Here is a 12,271-nt window from a genome sequence, read left to right as displayed (position 1 = left end):
TGCTCATAAATAGATGATTATCGTAACACTTCAACGGGAGAAATGCATCGGCTGTAATTACTGCGCAGAATTTGCACCGGAATATTTTCGAATGTCCAAGAAGGATGGGAAATCAGTTTTGTTGAGAACCGAAAATAAGAAAGGATTTTACACTTTAAAAATCCCTAATCATGGGGCTTTTGAATCTTGTGATAAAGCAGCCAAGGCTTGTCCTGTGAAAATTATCTCGGTTAAAGAAATTTAAATATCAACAATAAATTGCGTCTCATTGAAGCGCAATTTTTTTAATACCTTTAATAATGAATAAATCGGAAATTAGAAAAGTCTATTTGAAAAAGAAAGAATTGCTAACTGAAGCTGAAGTTCAGTCTTTATCTGAAAAAATATTCGAAAATTTACTTTCTCAATTTGATTTAAAAGAAAATCAAAAAGTACATTGTTTTTTATCGATTCCAGAGAAAGGAGAAGTTGATACTTATTCATTTCTAAATTATTTCTTTGAAAATAAAATTCGTGTTTTTGTGCCGAAGATTGTCAAAGGCAAATTAATTGCGCTTGAAATCAATAAAGAAACTCCTTTAATCGAAAACTCCTGGGGAATAAAAGAGCCTGCGGGAAACGAAGATTGTGGTCTAAAAGATTTCGACTTAATAATTACTCCGCTACTTTATGCTGACCAATTTGGAAATAGAGTAGGTTACGGGAAAGGTTTTTACGACCGTTTTTTTTCAGAAATTAATCCCAACTCCATTAAAGTTGGCGTGAGTTTCTTTCCGCCTTTTGAGAATGTAGATGATGTTTCTGAATTTGATGTTCCTCTCAATTACTTAGTTACGCCAACTGAAGTGCTGTCCTTCTTTGGTTTAGAATCAAAATCGACAAAGTAAAACTTGAATTCTTTCACAAATTTTACTGGTGACGGCTTTAAAACGTAGTGTGCGGTTTTTTCGTAAGACCCAATTAAGCGGTTTCTAAAATCGAAATACTCCACGTAAAACTTCGCCAAATCCAGCGTATCATTGCCTTTAATTTCTTTTGATACGGAAATGTTACCCACCTTTGCGGTTTGTACCTTTAGACTGTCAAGCTGCAACAGTAGAGAACTGAGTCTATTAGAATCTTGCTCGAAAAAATAACTTTGCATTTGGGCGTATATCACTGAATCTATTTCTGTGTCCCGATTCCCCGCGGTGTATAAAGTAGATAAATCAAGTAACTCCTGAATCTTTTGCTTGGTAATCGTTGTAATCGCGAGTGCGCTGTCCATTTTTATCACAGGATAACTTTTCCTGTTGTTATTGTTTCGCACAATTTCTAAATCAGATCTCTGTTTGACTTCTTTATTGCAAGAAAAGGTAATTAAAACTAAACTTATAATGAGAAGAACTATTTTATTTTTGCTTTTCATCGGTGGCAATTTTAAATTTAATCATGATTATTTTGTTAGACTTATCATTTTTGGTGTCAATTACTTCCAGCTTTTCCAGCGAAGTCGACGGCAGGGTCACTAAATTGATATAGCGCTGCTTGTCCATTGTCTCTACACCATACATTTCGTTCGCGTACACCTGGTAAATCAGGGCATTGTCACTGATGAGATAATTTAGTGACTCTCGTTTTCTTTTCAAATCTTTAATCGATTTAGAATAGTAAAAAAGCATGATGGCGTAATCATTAGGTTTTAATTCTATATTTTCTGCTTCTGGTGCGGCGACTAGGTTTCGGCGTATCGTATCAGTTTTATAATAAGGTGACGAAACTACCATTGTTAGTGTTTTAGATTTTGTAGTATAAACAAAAGCTTCGTTCGGCTTAGCGTTGTATAAAATGGGCGATTCGTTTTCCTTTAATATTTGAACTTGCAGTTCAGCGTTAATTCTGGAGTTTCGATCAGCATCAATAAAACTATAATAGAATTTTTTGCTGAACAGTTCATCTTTAAAACCAAGCAGGCCGACCAAAATTGCTAAAACCCCAGAAATACCGAGCCAGATATATTTTTTTACAAGAGAGAATGTAGATTTTTGTTCTGAAGTATCGTAGGTACTGAAAGTTTTACTTTTCTGTTTAAGTAACTGATCATCAGTGCCTGATATTTGTAAATCAGATATTTCTTCAGCTGTTTCCACTGATTTTTGAATTAATATGGAGGGTTTTTGAATATTGCTGGTTTCAAGCTCAATATCTTCGGTTTCCTCGAGTGATTTCTCTAATTCTTCCACCAGATTTTCGTCTGCCTCTTCGTACTCCTTTAATATTTCATCTGCAAAAAGGTGCTTCTTTTTAAACTCATACCAGGACATATAACCCGCATAGATGCTCAGAATATTTAACATGTCTATTCTAGGAAGTTTTAGAACCGGGGAGTTTTTGAAGTAAGTATAAAAGGATTTTTCGCTAATGTTTCCTTTAGCAATTTTCCGCAGATCTTCTTGAAAATAGATGATGTCGATACCTTTCCATTTTGATATATCATCAAAGGATGGAGTGTGATTCTCTAAATATTGAGATTGAACCTCATTTTTTAGTTGTTCGAAGTGTAATAGATCTAAATCGCTCAATTGCTATTTTTAGGTAAATTATTGATTTACAGTGCTGTAATTTTGTAAAACAGTTTTACAAATATATTACAATTAATTTTCGAATACAAATTTATTTCCCACTCTATCTTTGTCCTGTTCGAAATGATGAATGAGAACAAACAAACTTTATTACAACAAAACAATTTAAATTTAATTTATTATGAAAAAGTCATTATTCGTAGCTGCTATCGCTGCTTTAGCTCTTGTAGCTTGTAACAAAACTGAAACTGTAGAAACTGCTGACGCTGGTGCTGAAGTTGTTGATTCTGCTGCTATGGTTATCGATTCTGCTGCTATGGTAGTTGATTCTGCTGGTACTGTAACTGCTGATGCTACTGCTCCTGCTGCTGCTATCGACGCTGCTGGTGATGCTGCAGTTAACGCTGGTGAAGCTGCTAAAGAAGCTGGTGAAGCTGCTAAAGATGCTACTAAATAATTAGTACCAACTTATTACAAATAACCGTTTCTCTCAGAGAAGCGGTTTTTTTGTTTATAATAGTTTCTGGCGAGAGATTTCATAACATGTAATAGCAACGGCGTTGCTTAAATTCAAAGAATCTATGCTTCCTGACATCGGAATGATGGTGTTTTCCCCTTTGCCAATCCAAAAATCCGTTAACCCAGAATGTTCTGTCCCAAAAACGACTGCGCTTTTCTCTATAAGATTCTTTTTATTTATGTTCTCTGAATTCTCATGCATAATCGTAGTGTAAATACGATAATCATTCTCAGTCAGGTATTGATAAAGATGCTCATTAGTAGAATTGAAAATGTTCATCCCAAAGAGGCAACCCACGCTGGAGCGAATAACATTTGGATTATAAAAATCTACTTTCGTATCGGTCACGATTAAAGCGTCGATCCCAAAAGCTTCGCAACTTCTTAATATTGCACCCAGATTCCCTGGCTTCTCAATACTTTCAACCACAATGATAGCAGAATTCTTTGTAGGTTTAAAATTCTTTAAGTCTAATTTTTTGCTTCTGTAAACTCCTATGATGCCTTCCGAAGAACCGCGGTAAGCAATTTTCTCGTATATTTTCTCAGAGATTAGATGCACTTTACCTTTCGGTAAATTTTCATTGAAGATACTTTCTACAACGTAAAATTCCTGAGCATCAAAGCCAAATTTCAGAGCGCGTTCATTTTCCTGCTTTCCTTCTACCACAAAAACATCTTCCTTCTTTCGGAACCGATTGTCCGCAAGTAAACGCATGACGTATTTTACCTTTTCGTTTTGGGCACTTTCAATAATCATTTTGCAAATGTAGTAAAAAGGTATTTTTAATAAAGGTTAGAAATCAGAAATTCAAAATCCCACAAACTAACTTATTCCGATAAATTCAATAAGTTTTCTGATGACTCTTCCAAACTAGATGGTAGATTTTTTTTGTTTTTTATTCCTAATGATTTTAATTTTATTGTCTGCGTAATTAAATTATCATTTCCGGTTGAAAGCTGCTTGAAGGCATCGTTGTAAATGTTTTTGGTCTGGTCGATATTTCTTCCAAGCTTTTCTAAATTATCAACAAAACCCACGAACTTATCATATAATTTAGCACCGCGCTCCGCGATTTCCGTGGCGTTTTTATTTTGATACTCCCGTTTCCATAAATCTGCAACTAATTTTAAGGAGGTGATTAAATTACTGGGGTTTAAAAGTAATATCCTTTTTTCATAGGCAAAGTTCCAAAGGTTAGGATCAGCCTGCATCGCCGCAATATAAGCTGGTTCACTCGGGATAAACATCATAACGAAATCCAGTGATTTGTCGTAATCGTCGTAGGCTTTATCACTTAATTGCTTGATGTGATTTTTTATAGAATTTAAATGTTGACTGACTTTCAATTGATACAATTCACTGTCGTTTTCATCGACTAATTCTATAAACGCGGTTAAAGAAACCTTGGAATCGATGATCACATTTCTTTCGTCAGGATACTTAACAACTGCATCGGGACGCATTTTCTTACCAGAGAATTCGGAGAACAAAGCTTTGTTATCTTCATCCCGAAGCTCATGCTCCAGAAAATATTCTCGCCCTTTTACCAAGCCTGATTTTTCTAATATACTTTCCAAAATCATCTCACCCCAGTTCCCCTGTGTTTTACTTTCCCCTTTCAGCGCGCGTGTTAATTTTTTCGCATCTTCTGAAATCTGTTGATTGAGGAGCGCCAGTTCCTTTACTTTTTCGCCCAAAGAAAAACGTTCCTTCGATTCTTTATCGTAGGTTTCTCCCACTTTATTGCGGAGTTCAGCGATTTTCTCTTGGAAGGGTTCCAAAATATTCTTCAAATTATTTTGGTTAAGAGTTGTGAATTTCTCTGACTTTTCCTCCAGAATTTTATTAGCCAAATTGTGAAATTCATTTTTAGCCAGGTCCTGCATTTTGCTTATTTCTTCCTTTTGATTTTCTAAGGAATTTTTTAAAGAATCATTTATAGCAGAAAGTTCCGCGTTTTTAGCGAAGATGTTTTGTTTGTCTTGCTGGAGATTCTCGATTTGAGAACTTTGCTTAACATTAAATTCTCGCTGCTCTTGAAATTGCGAATTAAGCGAGTTGTATTCTGCGGAAATTGTCGCTAAATCATTTTTTAATTGGTTAATGACTTCTTGTTGAAATTGATTGGTCGCTTTTTCTTTCGTTAAATCCTGCTGAAGTTCCTCAATCCTTTTGGTGGAATTTTCTAAATTGGAATTAGTTTTAATGAAATTTTGATTTAATTCATTAAATGATTCTCTGGGAATGTGAGCAGTTTTTAACCCAAAATAAACGATGGCTGCACCAACAAGGGCGCCTAATATTAAGCCGATTAAAACAGAAATGAAATCCATTCTTCAAAAATAGGTAGAAAAACAATGATTTGGAGTTTTTGGAAAAAGTTCTTTTTTAAGTTTCAAATTTCTACAGAAGAAAGAATTTCGATATTTTTCTTAACATCATGACTTTCGCAAGCTTTTAATGCTTTCATCAATTTTGCTGGAATTTTAGTCGAGACAATAATATTCCGGCTAATTAAAGCCGCAGCATTATCAATCATGTTTTTTAAAGCTGGCCGAATAAACAGAACTGAATTGGAAAGAATATAGGCGCTTGCCCAAGAAGTTTGTCTGGCTTTCAAAATTGCGAAATCCAACATCACATTATCTTGGCCGTTGGACAATTGATCCATCAGTTCAATGGGATAACAGATTTTGCTCAATGAATCCTGAACCTTTTGATTAATCGAAGCAATAACTTCATTGATTTTGTTGAAGTCGTTTTTCAGTAGATTTACTTTTCGGTAAGGCATTATAGACGCAGCCGACACGCCTAAGTCTAAATTAATATGCGCATTAATTCCCAGCAGAATATGCTGCATGATTAACAAATCTTTATTTTTAGCGGCTTCGAAGGCGGTAAACCAAGCGTTGGTGCATTTTTTTTGCTGCTGATAATTTTCAAGCGCTTCGAAATAGCGGTGTGCAAAAGCGAGACCCAGCGTAATCATTCTATTTTCATCTTCGAATTTTTTATTTTTCACACCATTAAGAACGGCAACCGTCATGCTTCGATAGGTGCTGGCAAAGTAGCCAATCGGGCTATTGTGTTGAATGCTCCACGCAATTATTTCATCGAGTTTTTGAATAACTTCTTCAATCGTTGTTAAGGTTTTCATCAGGAGTGTTTTTAGGTTAAAGTAAAATTACTCTTTTCTGAAATAAAAAATCGGGCATTTTTACCCCCGATCGGAGTGGCATCCTTTTTCTTTTTTGAAGTGGAATAGGCGGAGGAGGAAAGAAAAAGATATAACGGAGAGCGGGAAATAGGTCCTAAAAAAAATTATTCTTTAATTCGTAAAAACTCTTTGGCAAGCTCGATCATTTTTGGGTCGCCCGTGTACTTTCCATGTTCATCAGAAAGTTTCACAGTTGGTATCCAGTCGCCATTGATTGATTGTGCAGCGATGAGTTTCATAACTATATTCATTGGTTTTAAGCCCACATCATTGGTTAAATTCGTACCGATTCCAAATGAAATTCCGATTCTTCCTTTGCAGGCTTTGGTGATTTCTTCCACTTTTTCAAGGTTTAAACCATCAGAGAAAATAATGTATTTGAATAACGGATTGATGCCGTTTCTCTGGTAATGTTCAATGGTTTTATTGGCAAACTCAATCGGATCACCACTGTCGTGCCGAACTCCGTCAAAAAGTTTGGCGAATTTTTTATCAAACTGTTGGAAGAAAACTTCGGTCGTATACGTGTCAGAAAGGGCAACACCCAAGTCACCACGGTAAACGTCGACCCAATGTTCCAGGGAAAGTGCGTTGGCCATTTTGAATCCGTATTCGGCGGCATGAAACATAAACCATTCGTGAGCATGTGTGCCGATTGGTTTTACGCCGTATTTCATTGCGAAGTGAACATTAGAACTTCCGATGAAATTGCCTGAAGTATTATTTTTCACCAAGGAATCTACAACCAAATCGTGTACTTTATAAGAATGTCGACGGCGCGTACCGAATTCAGCAAAAGTGACCTTCAGCTGATCTAATTGTTTGGCTTTTTCTAAAGTTTTTTCAACGACCACTTCATTAGAATCCCTTTCTAGATGGTTCATTTCATAATGCAGTTCGGAAATCAAAGCCAAGATGGGAACTTCCCACAAGATTGTGCGATACCATTCTCCTTCCACCGTCACATCTAAATAATCCGCGGTCTGCACAATGTGAACCTCGCTGGGATCATAATGATAACCGCCTAAAAAATCGAGATAAGGCAAGTCTAAATAAGGACACGTTTCGCGCAGAAACTGTTTTTCATCTTTGGTCAATTTCAATTCTGCCATTGCATTAACCGACTTTCTCAGTTCTTCCGCAAAACCTTCTGGAAAATGATGTTTGCCCCGATTGATAAACTGGTATTTTACTTTTTCATTAGGGAAAAGTTTAATAACCGCATTTTGCATGGTGATTTTATAGAAATCGTTATCGAGAATTGACTTCAGACGGACTTCGCGCATATTGGATTGGTATGTTTAAACAAATTTAGAAATTCGAAAACAAAAATCGCCTTTTAAAAGACGATTTTGCTAATATTAATTGAAATCAATTTTTATTTTCCAAGATAAGAGTTGTACATCCAAACTTCTTTTTCCTGTTCGGTGATGTAATCGCTCATCTGGGAATTGGTTCCTTCATCGCCAGCTGTAGCTGTAACCTCAAGCAATTCTCTTTGTAAATCGATAACGATTTTAAAGGAAGCTAAAATATTTTCTACACACTTCGTACCGTCAGAATTTTCTTTGCTTTCGTTGATGTTAGAAAGTGTTAGGTAATCAGAATAGTTATGATTTGGCGTAGAACCCAAGGTCAAAATCCTCTCTGCGATTTCATCTATTTTCAAAACTAAATTATTGTAAAGCTCCTCGAATTTTGGGTGAAGGGTGAAAAATTGATCTCCTTTAATGTTCCAATGTGCTCCTCGTGTATTTTGATAAAATACAGAATAGTTCGCTAGAAGTATATTTAATTTCTCTGAAATCTGCTGGCAGTCGGTTTCGTTTAAACCGATAATTTTTGAATTATTCATTATCTTTTTATTTAAAGCAAAGGTAGTGAACAGCTCGGCTTTTAGGATACTTTATTGATTGATGAAAGCGATTGAAATCATTTTTGTCATTGAATCAATCAATTACAATTTAATGAATTTAAATGATTTTAGACCCTCATCCGTTTTAATGGAAATGATATATGTCGCAGATGGCAAATGATTGATGTCGATTCTTTTCGATTTTTCGGTCATGATTAATTTCCCGCTCAAGTCGAAAATGAATACGTTTTCAATATCGAGTTTGGTGGTTTTGATGTTGATAAAATCTTTTGCAGGATTTGGGTACACGATTAAATCGATCTTAACTTCGGAAGTTCCTAAACCATTCGCTAAGGTTACTGGCTCACGAAAGAAGGATAGTTCCATCAACTCGTTAGGAAGAACTTCGAAATAATAGGCTTCACAGGTGTAATCGGTATAATCTTCTAGCTCAACATTGCTGATGTAATATTTTTCTGCCGTAATCGGTGTTTTCTTATCTAAGTTTTTGAACCAAGTATATTGATAGTCTTCACCAGAAAGGGATTGCGATAAAGTTGCGGCACTTCCGAGACTTGCAAAAACTGTTTTTGGCTCATCATATCGTTGGGGCGAATAGGTGAAATCTGCCAACGATTTATCTTTTAGTAAAAAATTCTTGATGTCTAGTTTGGTAAACCGATTATTGTCGATAAAAGTAAGCGCAGGGATGGTTTCCGGAATTTCACCAAAAAGTTCATTGCCATTGAGCGACAACATTTGTAATTTTTTTAATTGTAAAAGAGTGCTTGGAAAAGCGCCCACAATTAAATTTTTATCCAAATAGATTTGTTCTAAATTTTTCAAACCTACTAAGGTTTCAAACCCACCAGAAATTTGATTATTGGAAAAATTAACGTGAATTAATTTTGGCAATTGGGAGAGTTCGTTCGGAAAATTAGTCAACTGATTTCCGGCAAAAGACAGCCATTCGAGATTTCTTAGCGAAGCTAACGGTGTAGTGAAACTAGTTGAAATTGAATTATTGCTTACATCAAAAACCCGTAACTGTGTAAGAGTCGATAATTCCACAGGAATTTTTGTCAACTGATTTCCGGAAAGGTTTAGTTCGTTCAAAGAAATCAGGGTTGAAAGATAATTGAAATTTTGCAAAATAGAATTATTGCTTAAATTCAATACTTGCAGTTTTGTTAAGGTTGAAATCTTTTGTGGAACTGCATTTAAACCAATATGAGCTAAATCAAGAACTTCTAAGTTCGGAAAATTCTGCAGCAGCGTTTCGATATCTGCAAAAGCAAAGTCATTGTTCCCAACTGAAATTTCTTTGAGCTGCGAAAGTGGTAAAATAGCTGCGATTGGATCGCCCGTGAATCGATTGTTGCTAACATCTAAGCGAACCAATGAACTTAGCCCTGAAATCGCAGGTGACACTTCGCCCGCTAATTGGTTGGAGCTTAGATCGAGTCTTTCTAATTTGGTGAAGCCAGCGACCGAAACGGGAAAATTTCCTTTCAAGGCGTTTCCGCGAAGATTGATTTCGGTTACGTTTCCTTTTTTGATAATGATACCAAACCAATGCTTCGGATCTTTTTCTAAATCCCATTTCGTGCTCCAGTTTGTTCCGTCAGTAGCGTTAAATATATTTATCAAAGATGCTCTTTCAGCAAAGGAGATACTCCAGTTTTGCCCAAAGCAAAAGGTGGAGAGAAGAATAAAGAATAAAGATTTTTTCACCGAAATTGTAGTTTTTTTGAAATACAAATATATACTAAAAGTTGATTTGTAGAAACTATATATTAAGGTCGCTTTTTTAAAGGTGTTTTATTAAACCTGGGGTTAGAATTATAAAGACGTGGTATCAATCTGCATTTGAGTGGCGAGTTCGATTCCTTCATCTTCTAGCTTCCCTTTTAATTTTAATAGAGCATCGCTTTTCACTTTCATAATATTTTTGCCACTTTTCATAAAGAAACGGGCCTGCAAATAGAAGATGCCAAAAGATTGTTTTAAGATGATGACCTGAGCTTCTTCAATGTGATCGGTAAAATCGAAACTTTTAATCTCCTCTAAAATAACTTGGGTTGTTTTTTCTAAATCCTGATTGGCTGCGATTTGTAAATCCAAGAAAACTTTCCGTTGTCCAGAAGCAGAGTAATTGGTAAAGGGTGCGCTGAAAATTAATTGATTGGGAACGAAAACCTTCTTGCCTTCATCGGTAATAATTTTGGTGGTTAAAAATCCGATTTTCTCGACCACGCCAGTCACATCTTTGATGGAAACATAATCGCCAGGTGCAAATGATTTATCGATTCCGACCAGCGCTCCAGAAAACATCGATGAGACCAAATCCTTTAAAGCGACTCCGGCAATAACTCCGGCAACTCCTAAACTTCCTAAAAATTTCATCACAAATCCGCCCATACCCATTATCTCTAGGGAGATAAAAGCACCAGACAGAACTATCAAAAATTTAAAAACTTTAATTAAAGTAACAATAGATTTATTTTTACTTTTCGGGAAAAACCTGTGGAAAATCTTTACAGAAACTTTACTTAGAAAAGTGCTCATCGTCAAAAAGAGAAGGAAGACCAGAATTCCAACGGCAAGTCGCGGAGTTGCCTGGGCAAAACCCGCATACCACTTATGCAGAACAGACATTATAATTTCAAAATAGTTCATTATTCAAATGTATCAAAAATTGAGAAGCTCTTTTGATAGCAAAATTCTTTCCAAAAAAATAGAAGCGGTAAATTTTCAACTTTATGTATCTTTGCCTTCCACAAGAAAAACGGCTTGTTGATTTCCGCTTAAGCGGAGGTAGGAAAGTCCGGACACCACAGGGCAGCAAAGCGGATAACATCCGTCGGTCGTGAGATCAGGACAAGTGCAACAGAAAGTATGTATATTAATTTATAGTGAAACCAGGTAAACTCTTTGCGGTGCAATGTTAAGTATATCGGATTTTTTCAGCAATGAAAATAGGAGCGGCTCGTTCCAAAAACCGAGGGGTAATCAGCTAAAGTTTTGCAGCAATGCAACGCGTAGATAAATAACAGGCACTTTGACTTCGGTCAATTTACAGAATCCGGCTTACAGTTTCTCTTGTGGGTTTTTATAAAAAAAGCAGAAATTTCGATTTCTGCTTTTTTTATTTTGACCATTGCTATTCACTTTCCAATTTTTTCTTCGCATCTTCTAAAGCTAAGGTTTCCTTTTCTGAAAGTTTTGGATATTTTAAATCCATTTTTTCCATCGCATCAATAATGATTTGAATGGCTGCAACTCGGGTGAACCATTTCGAATCTGCCGGAATGACATACCAAGGCGCATAATCTTTTGAAGTTTCATTAATTGCTTCCTCATAAGCCTTCATATATTCGTCCCACAATGCCCGCTCTGCTAAATCGGCTGCCGAGAATTTCCAGTTTTTGTCTTCTTCGTTGATTCGGTCTAAAAATCTTTTTTTCTGTTCCTTCTGTGAAACGTTCAAAAATATTTTAATGATGGTCGTACCGTTTTCCGCTAAATGCTTTTCAAAATTTCGAATGCTTTCATATCGGTCTTGCCAAAAATCATCGTCAAAATCATCAACGTCTTTCCAAACCTTTTCATTTAAATTGTATTCTGGATGAACTTTACAAACTAAAACGCTTTCATAATGACTGCGGTTAAAGATGCCGATTTTTCCTTTTGCAGGTAAAGCGATATAATGCCTCCACAGAAAATCATGATCATATTCTTTGTCATTTGGAGTTTTAAAACTGGTAACGCTACAACCTTGTGGATTCACGCCACCGAAAACATGTTTGATAAGCGAGTCTTTTCCGGCGGCATCCATCGCTTGCAAAACAATCAGTATTGATTGGCTGCCATCGCTATAAAGTCTTTCCTGAAGTTCTCGTAGTTTTTCTTGCTCTTCAGCTAACATCTTTTTCCCGTCGTCTTTCGACAACTTACCTTCATATTTTGTCGAAAAATCTTCCATGGAAAATTTACCGTCTACGATAAAGTTATCAGTAAAATCTAAATCCATAATTTTAATATTTCTACTAAAATAAAAAAATCATTTCAATAATGAAATGATTTTATAAATTTATCTGTCAGAAAAGATTCTA

At 35.8% G+C, this 12,271-nt stretch carries 13 protein-coding genes and 1 other RNA gene; 4 read left to right on the top strand and 10 right to left on the bottom strand.

What is annotated here, in order from left to right:
* Positions 1-13: 13 nt before the first annotated feature.
* Complete coding sequence (locus BMX49_RS14185) at positions 14-244, top strand: ferredoxin (RefSeq protein ID WP_034719029.1); 231 nt, start codon at positions 14-16, stop codon at positions 242-244.
* Between the two features lie 55 nt (positions 245-299).
* Positions 300-887, top strand: coding sequence for a 5-formyltetrahydrofolate cyclo-ligase (locus BMX49_RS14180; RefSeq protein ID WP_034719031.1), 588 nt, complete (start codon positions 300-302; stop codon positions 885-887).
* On the opposite strand, the gene BMX49_RS14175 is transcribed toward BMX49_RS14180, so the two are convergent.
* Positions 824-1,267 carry a hypothetical protein gene (locus tag BMX49_RS14175; protein ID WP_246005091.1) on the bottom strand — a complete coding sequence of 148 codons (444 nt, stop codon included), beginning with the start codon at positions 1,265-1,267 and terminating at the stop codon, positions 824-826. The two genes, BMX49_RS14180 and BMX49_RS14175, sit on opposite strands and share 64 nt — an antisense overlap.
* 124 nt (positions 1,268-1,391) lie before the next feature.
* Complete coding sequence (locus BMX49_RS14170; protein ID WP_034719033.1) at positions 1,392-2,561, bottom strand: hypothetical protein; 1,170 nt, start codon at positions 2,559-2,561, stop codon at positions 1,392-1,394.
* Between the two features lie 181 nt (positions 2,562-2,742).
* Here BMX49_RS14170 and BMX49_RS14165 point away from each other — a divergent pair, with 181 nt between their 5' ends.
* Positions 2,743-3,018 (top strand): hypothetical protein, encoded by a 276-nt coding sequence (locus tag BMX49_RS14165; RefSeq protein WP_034719035.1) that lies wholly within the window; start codon positions 2,743-2,745, stop codon positions 3,016-3,018.
* 54 nt (positions 3,019-3,072) lie between these two features.
* On the opposite strand, the gene BMX49_RS14160 is transcribed toward BMX49_RS14165, so the two are convergent.
* From BMX49_RS14160 to BMX49_RS14130, 7 genes are all read right to left on the bottom strand, one after another.
* Complete coding sequence (locus tag BMX49_RS14160) at positions 3,073-3,840, bottom strand: TrmH family RNA methyltransferase (RefSeq protein WP_034719037.1); 768 nt, start codon at positions 3,838-3,840, stop codon at positions 3,073-3,075.
* Positions 3,841-3,911: 71 nt separating this feature from the next.
* Positions 3,912-5,417 (bottom strand): DNA recombination protein RmuC, encoded by a 1,506-nt coding sequence (locus BMX49_RS14155; protein ID WP_034719038.1) that lies wholly within the window; start codon positions 5,415-5,417, stop codon positions 3,912-3,914.
* A 62-nt stretch (positions 5,418-5,479) separates the two neighbouring features.
* Entirely contained in the window at positions 5,480-6,241 is a 762-nt protein-coding gene (locus tag BMX49_RS14150; protein WP_034719040.1) for a DUF5995 family protein, read from the bottom strand.
* 164 nt (positions 6,242-6,405) lie between these two features.
* Positions 6,406-7,587: a nicotinate phosphoribosyltransferase gene (pncB, locus tag BMX49_RS14145; RefSeq protein WP_034719042.1), complete on the bottom strand. Its 1,182-nt coding sequence runs from the start codon at positions 7,585-7,587 to the stop codon at positions 6,406-6,408.
* A gap of 92 nt (positions 7,588-7,679) precedes the next feature.
* Positions 7,680-8,156: a Dps family protein gene (locus tag BMX49_RS14140; RefSeq protein WP_034719043.1), complete on the bottom strand. Its 477-nt coding sequence runs from the start codon at positions 8,154-8,156 to the stop codon at positions 7,680-7,682.
* A gap of 102 nt (positions 8,157-8,258) precedes the next feature.
* The gene (locus tag BMX49_RS14135) at positions 8,259-9,890 is read right to left on the bottom strand and encodes a leucine-rich repeat domain-containing protein (protein ID WP_034719044.1); all 1,632 of its coding nucleotides are present in this window, start codon (positions 9,888-9,890) and stop codon (positions 8,259-8,261) included.
* 108 nt (positions 9,891-9,998) lie between these two features.
* The gene (locus BMX49_RS14130) at positions 9,999-10,835 is read right to left on the bottom strand and encodes a mechanosensitive ion channel family protein (RefSeq protein WP_034719045.1); all 837 of its coding nucleotides are present in this window, start codon (positions 10,833-10,835) and stop codon (positions 9,999-10,001) included.
* Between the two features lie 101 nt (positions 10,836-10,936).
* Between BMX49_RS14130 and rnpB the strand changes: the two genes are divergently transcribed.
* An RNA gene (rnpB, locus tag BMX49_RS14125) (RNase P RNA component class A) lies at positions 10,937-11,265 on the top strand.
* Between the two features lie 54 nt (positions 11,266-11,319).
* On the opposite strand, the gene BMX49_RS14120 is transcribed toward rnpB, so the two are convergent.
* The gene (locus tag BMX49_RS14120) at positions 11,320-12,189 is read right to left on the bottom strand and encodes a PPK2 family polyphosphate kinase (protein ID WP_034719046.1); all 870 of its coding nucleotides are present in this window, start codon (positions 12,187-12,189) and stop codon (positions 11,320-11,322) included.
* Positions 12,190-12,271 lie beyond the last annotated feature (82 nt).

The organism is Kaistella antarctica, assembly GCF_900109615.1.
Lineage (GTDB): Bacteria > Bacteroidota > Bacteroidia > Flavobacteriales > Weeksellaceae > Kaistella > Kaistella antarctica.
The sequence above is the reverse complement of the archived record's forward strand: the minus strand, read 5'-3'. Positions and strand labels throughout refer to the sequence as shown.